The organism is Altererythrobacter xiamenensis, from assembly GCF_900177715.1.
GTDB classification, from domain to species: domain Bacteria; phylum Pseudomonadota; class Alphaproteobacteria; order Sphingomonadales; family Sphingomonadaceae; genus Erythrobacter; species Erythrobacter xiamenensis.
The window spans coordinates 184626-205922 of record NZ_FXWG01000003.1 but is presented as its reverse complement, the minus strand read 5'-3'; the positions used below and the strand labels follow the sequence as shown (position 1 = coordinate 205922).

The following is a 21297-nucleotide window of genomic DNA, read 5'->3' as shown; positions in this document are numbered from 1 at the left end:
AGTCCGAAACTACCGGGGGGTCTGGTTATGACGAATGTGGCCGGCAAAGCCTATGCAATGAACGTCGCGACGCCGATTCCGCCGGGCATGTCCTGGCTGACGCGCTTCGTGTTCATGGTCACCCGCGCTTTCAAGGATTCGCTCGCGCCATTGCTGGGCCTCGGGCTGATTCATTTTGCACGCTGGGTAATCGTGCGCCGCGACCAGTGGCCGGAGCTTGGCCAGCCGAAATCCCACCTCACCCACGATTACATGCTGTTCGCCAGCAACTTCAACGGCACCTGGGACCAGTATGTCGACGCCTTTTCCGACACGCTGCCTGCGGGCCTCAACCTGATCTGGCAGACCAGCGTCCGCTTCCCGCAGTCGATCCCCGTGACGCCGTTCAAGAACTACATTCGCGCCAACCAGATCGATACGAATTACTATTACAACGCGACGCCCGGCAGCGGTCAGCGCGATATCAAATGCGCGCTGAGGCTCGCGTACGATCTCAGGCAGGCTGCCGCGCAGCTCGATACGCTCGACGACGAAGCGCTGGGCAAGCTCTACGCAAAGGTTCTCCGCGACAATCAGGGTGGGCTCGGCTCTGCCGGGTATGCGCCCGTCCCAAGTGTCGCGACGACGGAAGCTGACCGCAACCGCGCCAGGGCGGAAAGGGATCTGCGCAAGACCGGCGCCATGACTGCCGCGCGCCAATTGCAGCCCGTACCTGCAGCAACCGTCCACGCTTCTGCCGCCAATGCCGACGTCACGCAGCGCATCGAAGTGGGCGCGGCGGTCGACGAAGTCCTGGGCACGCAATCACGGGTCGACGAGGCTCCGCCGCTCGAACGGGAAAAAGCTGGCGTAGGAGGCGAGGATGCCTAACATCGACGTCGACACCTATTTCTTCACCGCCCTCGCCCCTGTCTGCAACGAGGGGATCGTCGAGCATGACGGCGTCCGGACCTCGCCGATCGAACTGGTGCGTGAGGTGCTCGAGACCATGCCCACCGCGCTCCAGACTCCCGCGACCGAAAGGCTGGGCATCAACAGCCCCTTCTCTCGCAATTCACGGACGCATTTCGCGCGCTTCGTCGTGATCGACCAACCCAATTTCAACGGGCGCCCCAACAGCAATGCGATCATCGATGCGATTGCCAATACCGATCTGGTCAAGCCGGGGCCGATCGACCAGCTATCCTGCCCTTACATCATGGTGATGATCGACTTCGACCTGCTCGAACCATCTGGCAAGGGGGATCCGCGAAGCTATTTCGAGGAACTGTGGCAACAGATGGAGCCGGAGCTGCGCTCTGTCTTCCAGTACTGCTACGGCTTCGACGAGGTCGAAAGCGCGGCCGATTTCGCCAGCTACATGATCCGCTGTCAGGTCGAGACGACCATGTCATTCCACGATTACTGGTGGGAGGCCGTCAAGGTCCCCACGGTTTCGACCGCACTGCTGATCGCCTTGCCCGCGCTCGCAATCGTATTGCCGGTCATCGCCGCGCTGCTCGGCTGGCTCGGCTGGCACTGGGCCGTCGCGCTTGCGGTACTCCTGCTGATTCTCGCGGTATTCATCGACTACAAGCTGATCATGCACCGCGGCGAACAGCCGATGCCAGCCGCACCGGGAACAAAGTTGCCCGATGTTCTGAAGGGCCTTTATCTGCAGCAGGCCTTCACCCGCTTTGCCGAGGAGCAGCAGCCGCGCGACCTTGCGCAGCGCGGGGCCGCCTTCCGCAGCTTCCTCCAATCGGTCGATCCCGCCAATCTCGAGGGTCCGACCCAGCCGCCCGGCGTCGTGCGAAGCAAGCTGGAAGGAGGGAACGCATGACCTCTCCATCGCCCACACCCCCTGCAACGCTGCTCGATCTCGCCGATATCCAGGGCGGGATCTTGCGCACCTATGGCAGCAGCTTCCCCAAGGGGCGCAACCTGTTCTTCAATGTGCGCGATGCGGAAAAAGGCCGAGCGTTCATCGAGCATCTCCGTCCGCTGATAACCACGGCGGCTCGCTGGAAGGATCCCAATCGCGAAGAGCCGCTGGTTCGCGGCGAGAATCCGCGTGCAAAGGATATCGCCCGCGCGCAGGGCGTACCCGACTATCCCGGCCGCGTGCAATTGATGAAGCCGAAGGTGACGATGAATATCGCTTTCACCCATCCCGGCCTCGCAGCGCTCGGCGTGCCCTCGCCCACGCTCCGCAACATGCCCGACGAGTTTATCGAGGGGATGGAGAAACGCGCACCGATCATCGGGGACGAACCCTTCCTCGACAAGCGCGATGCGATCTGGCGCAACTCGCGTGGCGATCGACGGGTGCATATCCTCGTCACCATTGCCGCGCAGATGATGAAGGATGGCACACCCTGCCCCGAACTCGACGAGCGGACGCAGTGGCTTGTCGATCTGTGCGATCGCTCGGATGGCGGTGTGGTCCTGCTCGACGGCAATGGTCCCGATGGCGCCCGCTGGCAGGAATTGTCGGCGGTAATGGAAATAAAGGACGGCTATCCCGAACCGACCAATCGCGAGCATTTCGACCTCGCCGACGGTTTTGGCGATCCGGTCTTTTCCGGGCAATTCTCGGGCGAGGCGGAGCGCGTGCGTGTCGCAGGCGGCGGCAAGCTGCTTGAGGACGACAGCTGGGCTCCGCTGGCGACCGGCGAGTTCCTGCTCGGCCATGCGGACGAGGCGCAGGAAATGCCCGGCGCGAGCATGCCGATCGAGTTCAGCAAGAACGGCACTTTCGTCGCCTATCGCAAGCTGCACGAAGATGTGGCCGCGTTCGAGCGTTACGTCGGGGAACAGGCGGATAGCTACGCCAAGGAGTTCGACGTGTCGCATGAAGAGGCAGTCGATACGATCAAGGCGAAGATGGTCGGGCGATGGAAGGATGGCATCCCGCTGATGGCCGCCCCGACCTATGCCGACTGGAAGGCCTTTCAGGCGGAAGAGGAGCGTGCCCGCGCCAATAAGGACAAGGCGAAACTGGCCAAGCTCGCGCTCGCCTATACCAATTTCACCTACGCCAGCGATCCGCCCGGCACCAAGTGCCCGGTGACGTCGCATTTGCGCCGCGCCAATCCGCGCGATGCGCTTGGCCCGACCTTCGACAAGACGGGTGCGGGCACGGCGGGATCGGCATTGGTCAATCGCCACCGGATCCTGCGGCGCGGCTTGCCCTATGGCCAGTATGATCGCTCGGCCCCGAGCGACCATGGCGATCACGGGATCATCTTCATGGCGGTCTGCGCCAGCATCTTCCGCCAGTTCGAGTTCGTGCAGCAGCAATGGATGCAATACGGGCTGGACTTCGATGCAGGCAGCGACACCTGCCCGGTCATCGGAAACCATGCGGAGCGCGACGATGCGAAATTCGTGATCGCGGTCGACGAGGAAACCGACGCGGCGCCGCATATCTGCAGCGGCCTGCCTCAGCTGGTTGAATCGCGCGGCGGCGATTACTTCTTCATGCCCAGCCTCACCGCACTGCGGATGATCGGGACAGGCATTATCGACCCGACCTGAGCGGGGACTCTAACGCTAGCTGACAGAAAAGAAGCGGTGGTGGCAGGGCTTGAATAGAACCTCGCGTCTAGTGCCTTGATAGATCTTGGTTATTTTTCAGCTGCGCAAAGCTCCCCCACATTTTCCCCCACGAGCTCCACGTGTCTGAGGTTTCTATTTGGCTCTACTTTAGCAAAGCCTCGCGCGCCCACGCGAAAAAGGGGTTTGCAAAATGACGGCTTAGCACGACCGGTCCTATCGATTACCGCCGCTAGGATTTTACCCGCCCTCCCTGTTGATTCGAGCGGGCATGAGTTATGCAACCGAGTAGGCATAGGACTGGGGAACCGATAATGTTGAAGGTATTGATCGCTAGCACCGCATTGCTCACCACGCTTCCTGCGACTGCTCAAGATCGTCTTTCCCTCATTTGCGAAGGCGCCTTCAGAGGCGAGTTCAAAGACCGTGGTGTAAGCGGAGCGGTGATTACACCTGAGGGAAAAGTTTATTCAGGCGGTTCTGCCAGTTCGGAATACGGAGATATTCCGACAATTGCCCTGTTCGAACTCAAGGAAGGCGAAGCACGATTGAATCTTCCTCAACCTCCCACGTGCTCAATTTGCGTGGGGGAAAAGGGCTGGCGGGATGTGAAAGACCTGAACATTAGCGAGGACGAGATTGAAGGCCGCATTCGCTATGGCCTCTTTTCTGGGACTAAATTCCTCATCGATCGCCGAACTGGGATCATGACGGGGGATAACGGGTTTACCGGAATGTGCAGAGCACAAGATCTTAGCGAACGGAAATTTTAGAGCCGGCGCGAAGACCCGTTAACTAGCTATAGCTTTAAGCTTCGCGCCCGCACGGAATCCGCGATAAATCGGACCGTATTCCTAGCTTAGCGTCCGCGCGTATTGCTCCGCAAAACCGCTTAGCGCCGCTATTAAGCGAGCCCCATCAAGTTCCTGCTCATGCCGCATCGCTTTCCGATGAACGGACCGACCTACTCGCGCTCAATTCCGATCTCTGCTGCCGTGTCTTGCTTCGCACCGTTCAAGACGTAATCAAAGACCCTTCCTAAGGTTTCGGCGTAGAGCCGTCCCTCCGGCTAGCCCTTTTGAACCTATGTTTCGGGCATAAATGTTGCTGAAGCAATGACAGTATATTCCAATTCGGAACGCTCATATTCTTCTTTCAGCGGTGGCTCCGATGAACACACACGGTAGGTCTCACCAGGAGCAATAATTCGGTCGGTAGATCGCACAGGGGCGTCCAGTATTTCTTGAAGGCGATGAACTAGTTCGTTCGAATGGTTTTTTAGCTTTACCGAAAAATCCCATTCCACCTCGCGGGTTGATTCACCCGTGTTATTCGTAAGGTCAATCGCCAATGGCCATTCAGTCCCAGAGCATTCGACACTGTCCCAGATCAATGAAGCAGTGATAGGTTCTTCTACCTGAGCAGAGCAAGCGCTCAACACACTGGAAATGACGGCTAGCATCGCGACTGCTGAATGTTTCATTCTCGACCTATTATCAGGGGGACGGTCGCAGTCAATCTTGACGAGTTTTACAGCGATTGAGACGCTAAGCTACGGTTTTTGCCCTGACAAATTTCGACTCGTTCCGCACCGCTTACCAATCACAGGCCCGCCATATTGGTGCGTAATCCCCAGCGATGCCGCCGCTTCCGGCTCCGCTGCTTTGAGGACATAACCAAGCACCTTGGACAGGTTCTCCAAATAGTGCGCGCTTGTCGGCTGGCTCGCACCGGCTATTTTCCTGCTAAGGATAGCACCCGCCCGATACCTGCGGATTGTGCATCGCTCCACCCAGAGCCGGGAAAGTGCTCCATTCATTTTTTTGGCGCCCGGTATGTGCGCGAGAATATGGACATGAGAGCCTTTCCCATCGCCGTTCTCTCGCGTCCAGAGGTAGGCTGTTTGGCCTCGCAACCATTCGCGCAAGTATTTCAGGAACCCTGTCGTGGCACTCATCGCCTCCCGATCGGTCAAGCCAGCGGTCTCCCAATGCACCGTTATGAATCGGTTGAACGGCCTTCCGATTGCCACGGCCTGGCGCGCCGCCGCACTCAGCCTTTGTGCCTGTTCGAATGACAATCCTTCGCTCACCCTGTCAGCGCGGTTTCGAGCGCCGCCATGAGGAAACAGGGGGGACACGGCAAGAGATGGCACACACCCTAGCGGTGTAGCTATATTCGCAAGCTTCGTGCCAGCGCCCAAGCGAGCCTCGCAAGCCGCTGGCAAGTCGCCCTTTTTTACGGCTTGGGAAAATTCAACGCACCGCCCGCCATCACGACAAGCCGCTTCGCGCAAAATACGCTTATTTACGGGAAATTGCCCGTCATCGTGGCGCGGCATCTGCAAACCCCGTCTTGTTTTTCAAGTGACCGCTGGCGAACGGGAAGCGGGGACGGCTCGCACTGTCCGCCCCCGCCCCGTCTCACCTGTTATCGCCTGTATTATCAGGCGGAGTCGGCGCGGTGGTTGATCGACCCCAGCGCCGCCTTCAGTTCGTCCAGCCGCTCAAGCGGAATGGCAAAGCCTCCGCCGAATCGCGCTGCACATGGGCGCAGATCGCCGCCGTCCTTGGGTTGATACCACGGCCACACTTGAAGCCGCGCCTCACCATTCCAGACAGTCGCCTCCAGCCGCCAGACGTGCCGCCCGTGCTGTTGCTCGAAGATTAGCATGGCTCACCCCTTTTCAGGACGGCCACAGGACCGCTTGCAAGGCTCTTGGGGGCGCGCGGGGCTATTCCCCCGCCATTGCCCCACCCGATCGCCACGGGATGGCCTCTGGCTATCCTGCGAGCGGCTGGAACGGCCTTTACGCAGCAGGGCGAGCGCCGCCTCGATGGGAAGCTTTTGCCAGCCGCCCGGGAACGACCCGGCATCACGTTTGGCGAGCCAATCAGGCGCTGTCTTGGACAAGGGCCGGACAGGCCACAAGGCGCAATCCGTCACGGTGCAACAGGACACATGCTCGCGCCAATTGGCTCCCGCGTCACAGGCTCCGCAATCCCGGCATTTGCTGTCGATCGCCGCGCGAAGGGAATTGCCGATCACAGCGTACCCCCTTGCCGTCCGGCTGGTTTCGAGGCGGGAATTGATTGCCCCGCCCTAGCGACAAGGTTAGGTGAAGGTGTCGAGCACCTAGCTTTGACACCAGTCGAGTCGGGAACGGTGCCCGCCGTCCCGGCTCGCATTGTTTTGGCCGCCCTCATATCAAGCGGCCTCATCTATGCGCGCCTTTTCTACCAGTCGCTGAATGCTTTCGACTGTCACTAGTCGCCGACTGCCAATGGTAACGGTGTCTAGCAGTTGATCGGAGATCAGCGCATAGGTTTTCGTTTTTCCAATGCCTAAGGCTCGCGCCGCATCGGCAACGCTGCAGAGGACAGGGGGGATGTGGGTCATAGAAGAGTGCCTTTCCTTATTTTGCGCCGCTCCCGGAATTGGGAGACCCGCCTGAGAACAAGCGAATCTTGAGGGACGCAGACGGAATGATATGCACTCTTCCGATTTTATGAGAGCAAATGCTGGTCTATCTTAAGACGGCTTTACTTAGACTCACGGTCCATGAGCAATTCGTCGCGATAAACTTTTATAGTGTCCACAAACTGCTGCCGTTTTCGACCTTCAGCTAGGGCCTTCATAGCAGTCGCGCGACTAATACCCAGCCGTTGCTGCACCTCTGCAATTACTGCCTCCTGTTTCATTCCGTTATCAACATTGACCTTGACGAAATCCGCGACCCAAAGGTCACGCAGAAAGGTGCTTTCTTTCGGCTTGCCACGCTTCGACCGCACCAGCTGAAGGCTCATAGGAGCATCCGGTTGATCAAGAGCGTCTGCCACAGCCAACAAAAGGTAGGGTTGATCCACCCATTGAGCCTCCCTTCGCAGCGCATCAGCCAGTTCGCTTTCTGTAAGCTTCTCGACAAGGTCGAATTCATCGCGCGCGATGGCGATACCAATTCGCAAATCCCTCGGCTCTTCTCTTGGCTCGTCAGTCATTCCGCAGCCTTCCTAGGAAAGCTGATAATCTTCCCCTCCGCGCCGCTGGCGCAATAAGAACCCCAGGCCTCCATGAGCTTCGCCCGCTTTTCCAGATGCGTCGTGCGCCGATAGGCCGCTTCCGTCGCGTCCGGTGTCTTGTGCGCCTTCGCCGCGTCCACCACGGCATTGGCAAAGGTCGTCTTGTCCGCCGCCCAATCCGTGAAGGTCGATCGAAAGCCATGCACGTGAAACGGCTCGCCCGCATCGCGGAGCACTTTCAGCAAGGTCATGTCGGACATTGGCTCGCCGCTCACGCCGGGAAAGATCAGGTTGGAGCCTGCCAGCTTGAGCGCCGCCGCCTTTCGGAGCACGGCCAACGCCGCCTCGCTTAGCGGGACGATATGCGCCCTACCGCGCTTCATGTGCTCACCCGGACAGGTCCAAAGCTTGGCCTCCAGGTCGATCTCGTCCCACGTGGCGAGCCGCGTCTCTTGGCTCCGCGCCGCCGTCAGCACGGTAAACTCCAGCGCCAACCGCCCGAAAGACGGTCTGCCCCGCAATTCCTCCAGGAACGCCGGGACGGTCTTGTAAGGCATTGCCTTGCGGTGCTGGCGCTCGCCTGTTTGCTTGGGAAGGCCGTTTCCTGCTTTCAGGGAACCGCTGCTCGAAGGCGCTTCATGCGTCCGCCAGCCGCGCGAATGGGCAAAATTGAGCACGGTGCAAATCCGGTGGCGGACTCTTCGCCCGGTTTCCGGCTTGGCCTGCCAGATAGGCAAGAGCGCGGCGATGATATCGCTCGCGGCAATGTCATTCGCTGGTCGATCGCCAAAGCGCGGGAAGGCATGGCGCTCTAGGCTGGCGAGCCATTGGTTCGCGTAGCCGTCGCTTTTCCAGCCGCCCTTGTTCTCGGCATGATACCGCTCCGCCGCCTGTCGGAACGTGACGGCATCCGCCTTCTCCTTGCGCCGCTCCGCGATAATGTCGCGGCCTTCGATCTTGATTGCCTTGCGGGCGAGCACGGCCATTCCCCTCGCCTCTGCCAGCGAAACAAGCTTGGCGCTTCCAAGCGCAATGTCCCGGCGCTTTTTCTGGTGCTGCACCCGGACATACCACGAGGCTCCGCCCCGCTTATCCACCTTTAAGAAGAGGCCGTCACCGTCCTGATAGGAACCGGGCGCTTTCAATGCGTCCTTCACCTGCTTGGCAGTCAGCTTCCCCAAGTGCGCGTCTCCAGCCGATCGCGGTGTGGGGGAAACGGACTGCAAATGGCCTGGGCGCTCGCCCTCCCCCACATTTTTCACCCACACTTTACCGCGAATTGGGGCGGCTGGCAATGATCGGGCGCGGAAAGGGACGCGCGCATTTTCCTTGGGAAACCGCGCTTTCCAGCGATACGGGGAGATCGTCAGGGAAAGGGAAGGTGGTGGACAGGGCTGGATTCGAACCAGCGTACGCTTGCGCGGGCAGATTTACAGTCTGCTGCCTTTAACCACTCGGCCACCTGTCCACTCATGCTTCCAGCGGGAAATCGGGCTGCGCGAGACGCGGCCCTGCTTGCCGAGAGGCGCCCCTTTGGCGAAGCGGCGCTTGCCTGTCAATGGGGTGGCTGGCAGAGGGGCCGGAGCAATCAACCTACAGGAAAGCAAAATGGCAAAGGGCGAGCGCAAACGCGCGCTGCGAGGACGGGCAGGACGGATGAAGGGTGGGCGCGGTTCGGGCCGTGCGACTTCCGGCCACGTGCGGCTATGGGGACGCCATGCCGTCGAAGCCGCGCTCAAGAATCCGCGGCGCAGCCATCGCAAGCTGTGGGCCACGCGCGATGGCATCGAATCGCTCGATGGTGAACTCCCGGCCGATTTTCCGGTCGAATATGCCGACGTGACCGATCTTGCGCGGCTCGTCGCCAAGGATGCGCCGCACCAGGGTCTGGTGCTGGAATGCGAGCCGCTGGACGACATCTTTCTCGATGACGTGCTGAAGGGCGATGACCCTGCCCGGCCATTGGTAATCCTCGACCAGGTCACCGACCCACACAATGTCGGCGCGATCCTGCGCTCGGCAGCGGCCTTTGGTGCTGCAGCCGTGGTGACGCAGGACCGGCACGCGCCGCCGGAATCCGGTGTCGTTGCCAAGTCGGCTTCCGGCGCGCTTGAGACCGTGCCCTGGGTGCGCGTCGTCAACCTCGCCCGGGCACTCGACGAAATGGCGGAAGCCGGATTCTGGCGGATCGGCCTCACCGGCGAAGGCGAGGCCACGCTCGCCGAGGCGATGCCTGCAGGCAAGGTGGCTCTGGTGCTGGGTGCGGAGGGCGAAGGCATGCGGCATAATATCGAAGCGCATTGCGATGCCCTCGCCCGCCTGCCGATCAGTTCGGCGATCGAGAGCCTCAATGTTAGTAATGCGGCAGCAATTGCGCTCTACGCGGTTGCGACACGCACATCCTGAGGGGGAACTTCCATGAAATCGCGTCTGCTCTTTGTTTTGCTCGCGCCGCTATTGCTGACCGGCTGCCTGCTTTCGCCCGGCAAGTTCAACTCCGAGCTTGCGCTGATGAAGAGCGGCGCGTTCAGCTATAGCTACAAGGGCGAAATCCAGATGCTCGGCCTTTCCAAGCTTGCCGAAATGGGCGCGGAGGAAGAGGAAGAGTTTGAAGCCGAGGATTGCTACAGCGACGACGGGATGGAAACCCGGCCATGCACCGCCAACGAGATCGCGGGGCAAAAGGCAGAGTGGGACGCCAATGCCGAGAACCGCCGGATGAAGCGCGAGCGCGAGGCCGAGCAGTTCAAGGCGATGATGGGCGGTGTCGACCCTTCGAACCCCGATGCCGCAAACGAACTGGCCGAACATCTGCAGCGCCAGAAAGGCTGGAGCAGCGTGGTGCACAAGGGCGACGGGCTGTTCGAAGTGGACTTCGCCATCGACGGTCAGCTGACCCACGACTTCGTCTTCCCGCTGATCGAGAAGATGCCGATCGGCTCGAGCTTCGTCACCGTGATCCTGCGCGAAGATGGCAAGGTTCGTGTCGACGCACCGGGCTTCGCCGCTCAGGGAGCAGGCAATCCCCTTCAGGGCATGATGAGCGGGATGATGGGTCTTGCGCAGATGGAGGAAGGATCGGACGGCGACACGAAGACCGAGTTAGCGATGACCGAGGGCACCTTCGCGATCCGCACAGATGGAGAAATCCTCGCGAACAACACCGATGAAGGCGCCGAGACTGTCGGCGATCTGCGGGTGCTCCGTTGGGAGATCACGCCGCGCACCGAGGCAGCACCGACCGCCCTCGTCGACCTGTCGAACTAGTCATTACGCTTGCACAGGTTGGCGCCAATCGCGCGGCCCTTCACGCGGAACACAGCGCGCAAAGAAGAACCCCGCCGACATCGTGTCGACGGGGTTTTCTCTTGCCTCGCGTTGAACGCGCAGCGGTAGTTTGCTTCGGCTTAGTTGACCGCGTCCTTGAGACCCTTGCCAGCCTTGAACTTGGGCTGGTTGGAAGCCTTGATCGTCATCGGCTCGCCGGTCCGCGGATTGCGACCGGTCGAAGCCTTGCGCTTTGCGACCGAAAAAGTGCCGAAACCGACCAGGCGCACTTCGTCGCCGCTCGACAGCGCCTTGGTGATGGCATCGAATACGCCTTCGACGGCGCCCGAGGCATCACTCTTTGACAGGCCGCTGGAATCAGCAACTGCACCGATCAGATCGTTCTTGTTCATTCTTGGAACCCCCATATTCGGATTTTTTGATGTCGGGCTGGGAATCGCCGCGACCAAGGTCGGAGAATTGAGCGTGTTTTGAGGGAGGTGTCAAAGACAAATCCGGCGAAAACGCGCCAATTACAGCCAATTTCATGACATTTGCGGCGAACCGTGAGTGATGCCGCTACAAAGATCCGGACAGGCCTCGATCGCCTGCCCGGATACTCTGCTTTTGCCGTTCCGATTCGCTGCGATGCAGCATATCAGTCTGCAATCAATGCGCCGTTGGCGCGCCTTCGCTACCTGCAACATGGGCGCTGGGTTGGCTCGCGAGATCGTCGGCCTCGGTCCATTCGATCGGCGCCGGCAATGCGGTGAGCGCATTCTCCAGAACCTGATCGACATGGCCGACCGGAATGATCTCGAGACCTTCCTTCACATTGTCGGGAATCTCGGCGAGGTCCTTCACGTTTTCCTCGGGAATGAGGACCGTCTTGATCCCGCCGCGCAGCGCCGCGAGCAGCTTCTCCTTGAGCCCTCCGATGGCGAGCACCCGGCCGCGAAGCGTCACCTCACCGGTCATCGCAACATCGGGCCGCACCGGAACGCCGGACAGGGTCGAGATGATCGACGTGACCATGCCCACACCAGCACTCGGCCCATCCTTCGGTACCGCCCCTTCGGGCAGGTGGATGTGGATGTTCTTGCGCTGGAAGATCGACGGCTTGATGCCATAGGCCGGCGCACGCGCCTTCACGAAGCTGAAGGCCGCCGCGATACTCTCGCTCATCACGTCGCCCAGCTTACCTGTCGACTTGATCTCGCCCTTGCCCGGCGTCGTGACGCTTTCGATCGTCAGCAATTCGCCGCCGACTTCGGTCCAGGCGAGCCCGGTAACGGCACCGACCTGCGCCTCCTGTTCCGAAACGCCGTGCTTGAACTTTCGCACACCTGCGAAGTCGGAAAGGTTTTCCGGCGTGATGGTTACACTCTCGGCCTTCTTCTCCAGGATCTTGCGCAGGCTCTTGCGCGCCAGCCGCGCAATTTCCCGTTCGAGCGTACGCACGCCGGCCTCGCGGGTGTAATAGCGGATCAGGTCGCGCAAGCCCTCTTCGGTCAGCTCGAATTCGCCTTGCTTCAGACCATGCGCCTCGACCTGCTTCTGGATCAGGTGGCGCTGCGCAATCTCGACCTTCTCGTCCTCGGTGTAACCTTCGAGCCGGATGATCTCCATGCGATCGAGCAGTGGCTGTGGCAGGTTGAGGCTGTTCGCCGTGGTGACGAACATGATGTCCGACAGGTCCATGTCGAGCTCCAGGTAGTGATCCTGGAACTTGCTGTTCTGTTCGGGGTCGAGCACTTCGAGCAGGGCCGAGGCTGGGTCGCCGCGGAAATCCTGACCAAGCTTGTCGATTTCGTCGAGCAGGAACAGCGGATTGCTGGCCCCGGCCTTCTTGAGGTTCGAGACGATCTTGCCCGGCAGCGATCCGATGTAAGTGCGACGGTGGCCGCGGATCTCGGCCTCGTCCCGCACGCCGCCCAGTGACTGGCGCACGAATTCACGGCCGGTCGCCTTGGCAATCGACTTGCCAAGGCTGGTCTTGCCGACGCCCGGAGGGCCGACGAGGCACAGGATCGGCCCCTTAAGCTTGTTGGTGCGGGCCTGGACAGCGAGGTACTCGATGATCCGGTCCTTGACCTTTTCCAGCGCGTAATGATCGGCGTCGAGCACTTCCTGCGCCTTGGCAATATCCTTCTTGAGCCGGCTCTTCTTGCCCCAGGGCAAGCCGAGCAGCACGTCGAGATAGTTGCGGATGACGGTCGCCTCGGCGCTCATCGGCTGCATGCTCTTGAGCTTCTTCAGCTCGCTCTCAGCCTTCGCCTTTGCCTCCTTCGACAGCTTGAGCGTGTCGATCTTGGCCTGGAGTTCGGCGATCTCGTCGCCGTCCTCGCCATCATCGCCGCCCAGTTCGTTCTGGATCGCCTTCAGCTGTTCGTTGAGATAATATTCGCGTTGGGTCTTCTCCATCTGGCGCTTCACGCGCCCGCGGATCTTGCGCTCGACCTGCAGTACCGACAGCTCGCCTTCCATGAAGGACATGACCATTTCGAGCCGCTTCAGCGGGCTCCTCTCGGTCAGGAGCGACTGCTTGTCAGAAACCTTGGCGCTTATCGCGCCAGCAATGGTGTCGGCCAGTTCGCCTGCGTCATCTATGTCGGCGACGTCCGCGCCAGCTTCTTCGCCAAGCTTCTTGTTGAGCTTGGCATATTCGCCGAACTGTTCGGTCACCTGGCGCATCAACGCGGTAACTTCGCTGCCCGAGACGGTGTCAGGCTCGTTCAGCTCGACTTCCGCGAGCACGTAATCGCCCTCGGCGCGCATGTCCTTGAGGTCCGCGCGCATGGTGCCTTCGACGAGGACGCGAACCGTCCCGTCGGGCAATTTGAGAAGTTGAAGCACCTGGGCGACCACGCCCACGTCATAGAGGTCGCTGCGTTCCGGATCGTCACAGCCCGGATCGAGCTGAGCGAGAAGGAAGATGTCCTTGCTCGCTTCCATCGCAGCTTCGAGAGCCGCTACCGACTTATCGCGTCCTACGAACAGCGGCACAACCATGCCGGGAAAGACGACGATGTCGCGCAAGGGAAGAAGGGGAAAGGCTTGAGTCATTCGATAATCCTGCGGCGGCCATTGGGGCTCGCCTTTGCAACGGAATATGGGAATGACTTGTTCCGCCCGCAATGCCGGGCACGATGCTAGCTGTGCAAAGACAAAACCGCGCGTGCGCTATTCGGCAGATTCCGCCGCATCGCGGCCCTTGTGACGCCGGAAAATCTCGCGGATCTTGTCGCGTTCGATATCGGTTTCGTGCGTGTCGACCGAGACGAAAATCTTGCCGCGGCGGATCAGAGCGTCATATTGCGCGGCCGATACGCCGTCGACATCGTGATCGGTCAGCATTTTCGCAATCGCGCCGCCCGTCGCGCCGATGATACCGCTGACGGACGCAACCGAGGTCAGCGCGGAACTTGCAATCGCACCTGCTGCGGCAACGGGGCCAACGCCGGGTACGAAGAGGATACCCACACCGAGCAGCGCACCGGCAAAGCCGCCGCCCGCTATCGCGCTGGCGACGCTCGCCGTACCGTGGCCCTCTGGCCAGGACTTTTCAGCTTCAAGGAACTGGTTCGACCGGCACAACATCGACATTGCATCCTCCGGCACGCCCGCAATGCTGAGATCGTTGATCGCCTCTTCGGCAGCTTCGCGCCCGTCGAACAGGGCGGTCAGAACATGATCCTTCGCGACCACCTCACGCTTGCGCGCCTCGGCAAAATCTGCGGCGAACTTGTCGCGTTCGCGCTCCGAGCGAAACTTTACCCGAAGACCGGCACTGTCGTGGAGCTTCTTGATGCTGGGCGTGGTGGTGGGCTGGTACAGCGTGCGAAGCAATTGGTCAGCAGTGGTCGGACGCAAGACCTGGTCGGTGCCGCGGTTAATCCACTCAACCTCACGCGGCTTGGGATGATCCGCGGGCAAATAATTGATCGAAACCAGTTCTTCCGCCTTGATCACATAGGCCGGTTCCAGAATTCTGTCGTGCTTCATGGCGCGCCCCCCGCGACATGCTTAGCGAGCGCCTCACGCCAAAACTTGTATGAGACCGACATAATTCGCCCCCGCATTGCTGCGTCGAATGGTCGGCAATCGCGCTCCCGTTATGGTTATATTGCCGCGTTTATCTGACTGTTACACGACCAACTTATATCGCGAGGCAGCAATTCAGGCAATATCGCGGCGCATCGGACCACACCGAGGTTAAAGGCCCAGCGCGATGCGCCAGCGAAAAGAGGTCGCGGTCAGTTGCGGAAGCTGGGGTCGATGCGGTCGAGTTTCCGCAGCAGCGCCGGCCAGGCGAGGCCGTTTGCGATCATGCCCATGCCTTCGGGCTTGGTCTGCTCCTTGACCTTCTCCGGCGTGCCCTGCGGAGGCGTGCTGAGGTTGTCATACCCCGCCGAGAGCATCTTGACCTGAGCATCGCAGGCCCGTTCTAGGAAATAGAGCCGCAGGAAACATTCGGCCACGGTATTGCCGATGGCGAGGGTACCGTGGTTGCGCAGGATCATGACGTGCCTGTCACCCATGTCCTCGACCAGCCGCTCACGTTCCTCGAGGTCGGTCGCGATACCTTCATACTCGTGATAGGCGATATCGGATCCGGCGATCATGCTGGTCTGCGTGTGCGGCAAGAGGCCGAACTCCATCGCGCTGACGGCCTGACCGGCAGGCGTGTGAAGGTGCATGACCGCGTTCGCATTGTCGCAGTTCATGTGCAGCGCAGAATGGATGGTGAAGCCGGCCGGATTGACCGGATGTGCGGTCGGAAGCACGGGCTGACCCTCGACGTCGATCTTGACCAGGCTCGAAGCGGTGATCTCGTCGAACATCATGTCGTACGGATTGATCAGGAAGTGGTGCTCCGGCCCCGGAATACGCGCCGAGAGATGAGTGAAGATCAGGTCGTCCCAGCCATAATGCGCGACCAGCCGATATGCGGCCGCGAGATCGACGCGAACCTGCCATTCCTCATCGCTTACCTGTCCGCGGACGTCGGCGTCCGAACCGGTTGCGTTATCGTTCATCAGCGTGGCCATGTGTCTCTCCTCAGTGTTCTTTGCCGTGCCAATAGCACGGTTTGAGCTCACCCCATACCTGGCAAATTGAACCCCGGCGGGAGGCCCATGCCGCCTTGGATCTTCTTCATTTCCTCAGCCGAAACACGATCCGCCTTGTCGCGCGCATCGTTGAACGCGGCAGCGACGAGGTCCTCGACCATCTGCTTTTCTTCGGGCTTCATCAGGCTTTCGTCGATCTCGACGCCGAGGATGCGGCCCTTGGCGCTTGCGCGGACCTTGACCAGACCGCCGCCCGACTGGCCCTCCACCTCGATTGCATCGAGCTTGGCCTGCATGTCGTTCATCTGGCTCTGGATCGTTTCGGCCGCCTTTTGCGCAGCCTGCATCATTTCTTCCATCGATTTCATCAGTCTTACCTATTCCATTTCGAGCCGCCCGCCCGGGCAACGTTTTCCTTGGGATCGAGCATCTCGGCGTCGGGGAAGGCTTCGAACGTCGCCTTCACCATCGGGTGCTCACGGATTTTCTCTTCGGCTGCAGCCTGATCGGCCGCCTCCTGCTCGCGCAGCGTCGGATTGCCCTGACCCTGTCCCCGTTCGATCTGCCAGCGTTCACCGGTCAGCTTGTACAGCGCATCGCGCAGTTCCGGACCGGGATCGTCCGAGATGCCGTCCGCTAGCGCATAGACGAGCCGTCCTTGCGACAGCTCGATAACACGAATCCAGTCGCGCATCATCTGGGCAACGCGCAGCTGGCCAGAGGCATCGATCTTCTCGACCAGCTTTTCCCAGTCGAGCGACGCGGCTGGCGCATTCGCAGGCGCAGCGACATTCCCGTCCGATTGCGCCGCCGGGGCCGGACCGCGCTCCGCCAGTTCCTCGATCCGGCGCGCCAGCTTGCCCGGATCGGGCAAGTCCGCCGCGTGCATCACGCGCAGCAGCGCCATCTGCGCCGAAACCAGCGGATCGGGTGCCTGGCGCACTTCCTCGTGCCCCTTGAGCAGAAGCTGCCAGAGACGGTGCAACTGTGCGGCGGTGAGGCGTTCGGCGAACTCGCCCAGCGCCGCGCGTTCTTCCGCCGTCGGCACATCGGGTTCCGCGCCCGAGACCTGCGCCAGCGTTACGCGGTGGGTGAGATCCATCAGCCCACGCATCAGGGCGAGCGGTTCGACACCCAGGGCATATTGCTCGTCGACCGCCGCCAGCAGCGCCGGGGCATCGCCTTCAAGCAAATTGCCGAGCAGCCTGCGTTGCGCGCTCTTGTCGGCGAGGCCGAGCATGTCGCGCACCCGCTGGGCGCTGACACGACCGCCCTCATCCATGTCCGCATGGGCGATCGCCTGATCGAGGATCGAAAGCCCGTCTCGCACCGAACCTTCGGCAGCATTGGCGATGATATGCAGCGCCTCGGCCTCGGCTTCGACGCCCTCCTTCGAGCAGACATCCGCGAAGTGGTTCTGCAGTAGCTCGGCCGGAATACGGCGCAGGTCGAAGCGCTGGGTTCGGCTTAGCACGGTGACCGGCAGCTTCTCGACTTCGGTGGTGGCGAAGAGGAACTTCACATGCGCTGGCGGTTCCTCAAGCGTCTTGAGCAGCGCGTTGAAGGCGTTGCGCGACAGCATGTGAACTTCGTCGATGATGTAGATCTTGTAGCGCGCCGAAACCGCCGAATAGCGCACCGCCTCGATAATCTCGCGCACGTCGTCGACGCCGGTATGACTGGCAGCGTCCATCTCGATCACGTCGATATGGCGGCCCTCGGCGATCGCGGTGCACGGCTCGCACTGGCCGCAGGGGTTGATCGTCGGACCGCCCTGCCCGTCGGGACCGATACAGTTGAGCGCCTTGGCGATGAGGCGCGCGGTCGAGGTCTTACCCACCCCGCGAACGCCGGTCATGAGGAAGGCATGCGCCAGCCGGTCACGCTCGATCGCATTGGCGAGCGTGCGGACCATCGCGTCCTGCCCGATCAGTTCGGCAAAGGTCTGCGGCCGGTATTTGCGCGCGAGGACACGGTAGGGCTGGTTCGTCTCCGGTGCGGGAGCCGCGACAGGTGGCGGCGCTTGCTCCGCGTCAGGATCAGCGGGCGGTTCTGGAGTGGGCGCTGGCTCGGGCGCAGGCTCTGTCGCTGGCTCGGGATCGCCGAACATCGAATTCTGCCCGGCTGCCTCCAGCTCGGCCGCGCTCGGCTGCGCCTCTTCCTGCTCCTCGCCTGTTTCTTCCCAGGGAGGCGAATCCGTATTTTCCGGTGAATCACCCATGCACGATTAGGTAGGCGCTCGCGCGCCGATTGTCATGACAGTGATGTGGGGAAAACGAAAAAGGAGCCGAGCGACCCGCCGCAATCCACCTGGGCTGCTTCCTTCCGGACCTGACCCGGTGAGCGAACGCAAACGTCCACCCGACTCCCGGGCGGCCATATGGCGGGGCATTCGGGGAATTTCAAGCCACTACTTAGACGCCAGGTCGCGGCAGCCAAAGGCCGACTGGCCGTCCGCAGGCGCCCCGAAGCGAAGCGACGGGAATTGCGCCGAGGATCGCGCGCCCGGATGGGCGTGCGGACAGCAAAATCCTACTTAAAATTATCGGCGTAAGCCTGAAGCTTCAGGCTTCTGGGCGGCGTAGCGTGAACGCGCGCGGAAATGCCGTATTTCTCGGCATAAGCCTTCGCTTCTTCCTTGCTCGGAAAGCTCAATTGAACCTGCGCCTGCGTATCGCCACTGCCGGTCCACCCCATCAGCGGGTCGGCGCGGCGCGCCTCGGACTGTTCGAATTCGAGCACCCATTGATCGGTGCGGGCCCTGCCCGATTGCATGGCAGATTTGGGGCGTTGGTAGATGCGTGCGCTCATAATCTTCCTTTTCTTCATGCTGCTGGAGAAATCAAGCGGGTTTCGGCGCGCAGCGTCGCAAGCCCGAACGGGCGCCCGCAGCGATGCGACCTTCAGGTCGTGTGAGCGAGGACAGCCAAGTGAGCGGATGCGAACGCCGGCGTTTGAGGCCTATTGCCTAAAAGCGTTCTTCGTCTTCAGGCTCGGCTTTTCGGCCCAGGGTTCGTCCGGCCAGCGATGCTTGGGGTAGCGGCCCTTCATGTCTTTCTTCACGTCGGCCCAGCTGCCGCGCCAGAAACCGGGCAAGTCGCGGGTCGACTGGATCGGGCGGCCGGCGGGACTGGTTAGCTTGAGCAGCAGCGGCGACGCTGCTTTCCCTTGGCCGATCATCGGGTGGCTATCGAGCCCGAACAACGCCTGCACCCGCACTTCGACGCTTGGCGCATCGTCACCGCCATAGTCGATCGCATGGCGCGTACCGGCGGGGGAGGTGAACTCGCGCGGCGCTTCCTTGTCGAGTTTCTCGCGGTCTCCCCACTCGAGTTGATTCAGGACTGCATCGACCAGCTTGCCTTTGGCGAGGTTCAGATCGCGCCTGCCTTCGAGCAGCGGCGCAAGCCAGACCTCCGCGGTGTCGCTCAAGTGATCGAGCGAAAGCGCCTCGACACTTGAGAACGTTCCCCGCGCCAAAAGGCCTTTCGGCAGGATATCCACCATGTTTTCCCGCGCTTTATCCTTGAGTTTATCCACAAGGGCCTGGCTGTCGGGATCGGGGTCGGGTCCGGAGGCCAGCGTGATCGCACCCAATCGACGTTCCAGCCGCGCCTCGACCCGGTTTTCGGAATTATTCCAGCGCACTATGGATCGCTTCTCGATCAGATAGTGAAGATGCTTCTCGATCTCTTGCGAGGTCAGTTCGGCGGCCGCGGTGATGCGCGCACCCTTCGCCTGCCCCTGCGCATCCCCGATCACGATCCACTCCGCCCGTGCCAGCGAGGATGCGGGATCGAGCTGGAAACCCCGCCCTCCCGCAGACAACCACTGTTCGCCGCTTGCATCGCGGCGCTTGGCTACAAAGTCCGGCCGCGCGAAGGCGAGAAAGACCGCGGGATTGATCGCATCTTCATTGGTGCCTGAAATCAGCCGGTCCGCCGCCTTGGCCCAGCGCGTCGCCAGCTTGCGTGAGGCCTCGGCCCGCGCGCTCCGATCGCCGTTCCAGCGATCGAGCCGCTGGAGCAAATCTTCCCCTCGCCCGCCGAGCCCCCGCTCCTGCGTCAGCAACACCAGCTTTGCCGCGTCGAGCGCCTGACCGGACTTCGCGCCGAACAGCACCGCCGCGCCCGACACCGGGTCCATCGGAAGCGAAGCGATCTTGCTACCCCAAGGCGTGATGCGCCCGTCCTCATCCAGTGCGCCCAATGATCGCAGCGCATGGCGCGCTGCTGCTACCGATGCCTGCGGCGGCGGATCGATCCACGGCAGTGAGGCGGGATCGTTCGTGCCCCATTTGGCGAGGCTGAGGACAAGCGGCGCGAGGTCCGCTGTTTCGATCTCGGGCGGCGTGAATGCGGGACGGCCGGCATGGCCATGCTCTTCCCACAGTCGATAGGCGACACCCGGACCCTGCCGCGCCGCGCGCCCCGCCCGCTGCGCCGAGGATGCCTGGCTAGCGCGGTGCGTGACGAGATGCGTAGTGCCCGCCGCGCGGTCGAACTCGGCCATGCGCGCGAGACCGCTATCGACCACGACGGAAACACCATCGAGCGTCAGCGAAGTTTCGGCAAGGGCGGTCGCGAGCACGATCCGCCGCCGCCCTTCGGGATCGCGCCTTATGGCAGCGCGCTGCCCGGCGGGTTGAACCTGTCCGTGCAGTGGCAGGACCGACACATCCGGCAGCCGCGCTTCCAGCCGTTCGCGCGTGCGCTCGATCTCGCCGACGCCGGGAAGGAAGGCGAGAATGTCTCCCTGCTCTTCCCGCCATGCCTGCATGACCGCGCTCGCCATCGCGTCCTCGATCCGCGCATCGGGCGACGCACCGAGCCAGCGGATGTCGAGCGGATAGGCGCGCCCCTCGCTCTCGATCACGGCCGCATCTTCGCCCAACAAGTTTGCAAAGCGCGCGCCATCGATCGTCGCGCTCATAACCAGCACGCGCAGGTCTTCGCGCAGGACCGCGCGGCTCTCGAGTGCCAGCGCCAGCCCCAGATCGCTGTCGAGATGCCGCTCATGCGCCTCGTCGAACAGCACTGCCGAGACGCCTTCAAGCTCGGGATCGTCGAGGATGCGATTGACGAAGATCGCCTCGGTCACGACCAGCACGCGGGTTTTTGCCGACTGCTTGCTGTCGAGCCTCGTGACGTAACCCACGGTCTCGCCCGGCTTTTCGCCGAGTATTTCCGCCATGCGCTCCGCCGCAGCACGCGCGGCGACACGGCGGGGAGAGGTCAGGATGATCTGGCCGCTGCACCAGTCGTCGTCGAGCAGCGCGGGCGCGACCGCGGTCGTCTTGCCCGCTCCGGGCGGCGCAATCAGCACGGCGGCACCCTTCGCGCTCAACGCTGCGCGAAGGTCCGGCAGAACGTCATGGATCGGCAGGTCGCTCACGCGGGTGC

General features: G+C 61.7%; 20 protein-coding genes, 1 tRNA gene and 1 other RNA gene. 6 read left to right on the top strand and 16 right to left on the bottom strand.

Going from position 1 to position 21297, the window contains the following annotated elements; all coding sequences use genetic code 11:
- Nucleotides 1-27 precede the first annotated feature (27 nt).
- From CCE89_RS11540 to CCE89_RS11525, 4 genes are all read left to right on the top strand, one after another.
- A complete protein-coding gene (locus CCE89_RS11540) occupies nt 28-870 on the top strand; it encodes a hypothetical protein (protein WP_200810341.1) in 843 nt (280 codons plus the stop codon).
- Nucleotides 863-1822 (top strand): hypothetical protein, encoded by a 960-nt coding sequence (locus CCE89_RS11535; RefSeq protein WP_086438234.1) that lies wholly within the window; start codon nt 863-865, stop codon nt 1820-1822. Before CCE89_RS11540 ends, CCE89_RS11535 begins: the two co-directional genes overlap by 8 nt.
- Nucleotides 1819-3519 (top strand): Dyp-type peroxidase, encoded by a 1701-nt coding sequence (locus CCE89_RS11530; RefSeq protein ID WP_086438233.1) that lies wholly within the window; start codon nt 1819-1821, stop codon nt 3517-3519. The genes CCE89_RS11535 and CCE89_RS11530 overlap by 4 nt, the downstream gene beginning before the upstream one ends.
- Nucleotides 3520-3851: 332 nt before the next feature.
- On the top strand, nt 3852-4310 hold the full coding sequence (locus CCE89_RS11525; RefSeq protein ID WP_086438232.1) for a hypothetical protein: 459 nt from the start codon (nt 3852-3854) through the stop codon (nt 4308-4310).
- A gap of 311 nt (nt 4311-4621) precedes the next feature.
- Here CCE89_RS11525 and CCE89_RS15170 read toward each other — a convergent pair whose 3' ends face one another.
- From CCE89_RS15170 to CCE89_RS11495, 7 genes are all read right to left on the bottom strand, one after another.
- Complete coding sequence (locus CCE89_RS15170) at nt 4622-5020, bottom strand: hypothetical protein (protein ID WP_143256034.1); 399 nt, start codon at nt 5018-5020, stop codon at nt 4622-4624.
- Between the two features lie 69 nt (nt 5021-5089).
- On the bottom strand, nt 5090-5629 hold the full coding sequence (locus tag CCE89_RS15475; protein ID WP_143256033.1) for a hypothetical protein: 540 nt from the start codon (nt 5627-5629) through the stop codon (nt 5090-5092).
- 353 nt (nt 5630-5982) lie between these two features.
- Complete coding sequence (locus CCE89_RS11515) at nt 5983-6210, bottom strand: hypothetical protein (protein WP_086438230.1); 228 nt, start codon at nt 6208-6210, stop codon at nt 5983-5985.
- 534 nt (nt 6211-6744) lie between these two features.
- Nucleotides 6745-6936, bottom strand: coding sequence for a helix-turn-helix domain-containing protein (locus tag CCE89_RS11510; protein WP_086438229.1), 192 nt, complete (start codon nt 6934-6936; stop codon nt 6745-6747).
- Between the two features lie 143 nt (nt 6937-7079).
- Nucleotides 7080-7535 (bottom strand): hypothetical protein, encoded by a 456-nt coding sequence (locus CCE89_RS11505; protein ID WP_086438228.1) that lies wholly within the window; start codon nt 7533-7535, stop codon nt 7080-7082.
- Nucleotides 7532-8737 carry a tyrosine-type recombinase/integrase gene (locus tag CCE89_RS11500; protein ID WP_086438227.1) on the bottom strand — a complete coding sequence of 402 codons (1206 nt, stop codon included), beginning with the start codon at nt 8735-8737 and terminating at the stop codon, nt 7532-7534. Before CCE89_RS11500 ends, CCE89_RS11505 begins: the two co-directional genes overlap by 4 nt.
- A gap of 201 nt (nt 8738-8938) precedes the next feature.
- A tRNA-Tyr gene (locus CCE89_RS11495) sits at nt 8939-9024 on the bottom strand.
- Nucleotides 9025-9164: 140 nt separating this feature from the next.
- On the opposite strand from CCE89_RS11495, the gene rlmB reads away from it, so the two are divergent.
- Together rlmB and CCE89_RS11485 are read left to right on the top strand one after the other, a co-directional pair.
- Entirely contained in the window at nt 9165-9962 is a 798-nt protein-coding gene (gene rlmB / locus CCE89_RS11490) for a 23S rRNA (guanosine(2251)-2'-O)-methyltransferase RlmB (RefSeq protein ID WP_086438226.1), read from the top strand.
- A gap of 12 nt (nt 9963-9974) precedes the next feature.
- Nucleotides 9975-10823: a hypothetical protein gene (locus CCE89_RS11485; RefSeq protein WP_086438225.1), complete on the top strand. Its 849-nt coding sequence runs from the start codon at nt 9975-9977 to the stop codon at nt 10821-10823.
- Between the two features lie 140 nt (nt 10824-10963).
- Here the strand turns inward: CCE89_RS11485 and CCE89_RS11480 are convergent, their stop codons facing one another.
- The 9 genes from CCE89_RS11480 to hrpB all read right to left on the bottom strand — a co-directional run bounded on the left by CCE89_RS11480 (nt 10964) and on the right by hrpB (nt 21289).
- Nucleotides 10964-11236, bottom strand: a complete 273-nt coding sequence (locus CCE89_RS11480; protein ID WP_086438224.1) for an HU family DNA-binding protein — start codon at nt 11234-11236, stop codon at nt 10964-10966.
- Between the two features lie 256 nt (nt 11237-11492).
- A complete protein-coding gene (gene lon / locus CCE89_RS11475; RefSeq protein ID WP_086438223.1) occupies nt 11493-13889 on the bottom strand; it encodes an endopeptidase La in 2397 nt (798 codons plus the stop codon).
- Nucleotides 13890-14006: 117 nt separating this feature from the next.
- Nucleotides 14007-14828 (bottom strand): hypothetical protein, encoded by an 822-nt coding sequence (locus tag CCE89_RS11470; RefSeq protein WP_086438222.1) that lies wholly within the window; start codon nt 14826-14828, stop codon nt 14007-14009.
- A 251-nt stretch (nt 14829-15079) separates the two neighbouring features.
- Nucleotides 15080-15874, bottom strand: coding sequence for a class II aldolase/adducin family protein (locus tag CCE89_RS11465; protein WP_086438221.1), 795 nt, complete (start codon nt 15872-15874; stop codon nt 15080-15082).
- Nucleotides 15875-15921: 47 nt separating this feature from the next.
- On the bottom strand, nt 15922-16263 hold the full coding sequence (locus CCE89_RS11460) for a YbaB/EbfC family nucleoid-associated protein (protein WP_086438220.1): 342 nt from the start codon (nt 16261-16263) through the stop codon (nt 15922-15924).
- Nucleotides 16264-16268: 5 nt separating this feature from the next.
- Nucleotides 16269-18116: a DNA polymerase III subunit gamma/tau gene (locus tag CCE89_RS11455; protein ID WP_086438219.1), complete on the bottom strand. Its 1848-nt coding sequence runs from the start codon at nt 18114-18116 to the stop codon at nt 16269-16271.
- Nucleotides 18117-18172: 56 nt separating this feature from the next.
- An RNA gene (gene ffs, locus CCE89_RS11450) (signal recognition particle sRNA small type) lies at nt 18173-18267 on the bottom strand.
- Nucleotides 18268-18427: 160 nt separating this feature from the next.
- On the bottom strand, nt 18428-18706 hold the full coding sequence (locus CCE89_RS11445; RefSeq protein ID WP_086438788.1) for an ETC complex I subunit: 279 nt from the start codon (nt 18704-18706) through the stop codon (nt 18428-18430).
- 150 nt (nt 18707-18856) lie between these two features.
- A complete protein-coding gene (gene hrpB / locus CCE89_RS11440) occupies nt 18857-21289 on the bottom strand; it encodes an ATP-dependent helicase HrpB (RefSeq protein WP_086438218.1) in 2433 nt (810 codons plus the stop codon).
- Nucleotides 21290-21297: the final 8 nt, after the last annotated feature.

Excerpts from the sequence above, each read along its gene's own strand:
- CCE89_RS11455 (WP_086438219.1), bottom strand. The coding sequence starts at position 18,116 with ATGGGTGATTCACCGGAAAATACGGATTCGCCTCCCTGGGAAGAAACA.
- CCE89_RS11485 (WP_086438225.1), top strand. The coding sequence starts at position 9,975 with ATGAAATCGCGTCTGCTCTTTGTTTTGCTCGCGCCGCTATTGCTGACC.
- CCE89_RS11445 (WP_086438788.1), bottom strand. The coding sequence starts at position 18,706 with ATGAGCGCACGCATCTACCAACGCCCCAAATCTGCCATGCAATCGGGC.
- CCE89_RS11535 (WP_086438234.1), top strand. The coding sequence starts at position 863 with ATGCCTAACATCGACGTCGACACCTATTTCTTCACCGCCCTCGCCCCT.
- CCE89_RS11460 (WP_086438220.1), bottom strand. The coding sequence starts at position 16,263 with ATGAAATCGATGGAAGAAATGATGCAGGCTGCGCAAAAGGCGGCCGAA.
- CCE89_RS15170 (WP_143256034.1), bottom strand. The coding sequence starts at position 5,020 with ATGAAACATTCAGCAGTCGCGATGCTAGCCGTCATTTCCAGTGTGTTG.
- CCE89_RS11505 (WP_086438228.1), bottom strand. The coding sequence starts at position 7,535 with ATGACTGACGAGCCAAGAGAAGAGCCGAGGGATTTGCGAATTGGTATC.
- lon (WP_086438223.1), bottom strand. The coding sequence starts at position 13,889 with ATGACTCAAGCCTTTCCCCTTCTTCCCTTGCGCGACATCGTCGTCTTT.
- CCE89_RS11470 (WP_086438222.1), bottom strand. The coding sequence starts at position 14,828 with ATGAAGCACGACAGAATTCTGGAACCGGCCTATGTGATCAAGGCGGAA.
- CCE89_RS11480 (WP_086438224.1), bottom strand. The coding sequence starts at position 11,236 with ATGAACAAGAACGATCTGATCGGTGCAGTTGCTGATTCCAGCGGCCTG.
- CCE89_RS11530 (WP_086438233.1), top strand. The coding sequence starts at position 1,819 with ATGACCTCTCCATCGCCCACACCCCCTGCAACGCTGCTCGATCTCGCC.
- rlmB (WP_086438226.1), top strand. The coding sequence starts at position 9,165 with ATGGCAAAGGGCGAGCGCAAACGCGCGCTGCGAGGACGGGCAGGACGG.
- CCE89_RS11515 (WP_086438230.1), bottom strand. The coding sequence starts at position 6,210 with ATGCTAATCTTCGAGCAACAGCACGGGCGGCACGTCTGGCGGCTGGAG.
- CCE89_RS11525 (WP_086438232.1), top strand. The coding sequence starts at position 3,852 with ATGTTGAAGGTATTGATCGCTAGCACCGCATTGCTCACCACGCTTCCT.
- CCE89_RS11510 (WP_086438229.1), bottom strand. The coding sequence starts at position 6,936 with ATGACCCACATCCCCCCTGTCCTCTGCAGCGTTGCCGATGCGGCGCGA.
- CCE89_RS11540 (WP_200810341.1), top strand. The coding sequence starts at position 28 with ATGACGAATGTGGCCGGCAAAGCCTATGCAATGAACGTCGCGACGCCG.
- CCE89_RS11465 (WP_086438221.1), bottom strand. The coding sequence starts at position 15,874 with ATGGCCACGCTGATGAACGATAACGCAACCGGTTCGGACGCCGACGTC.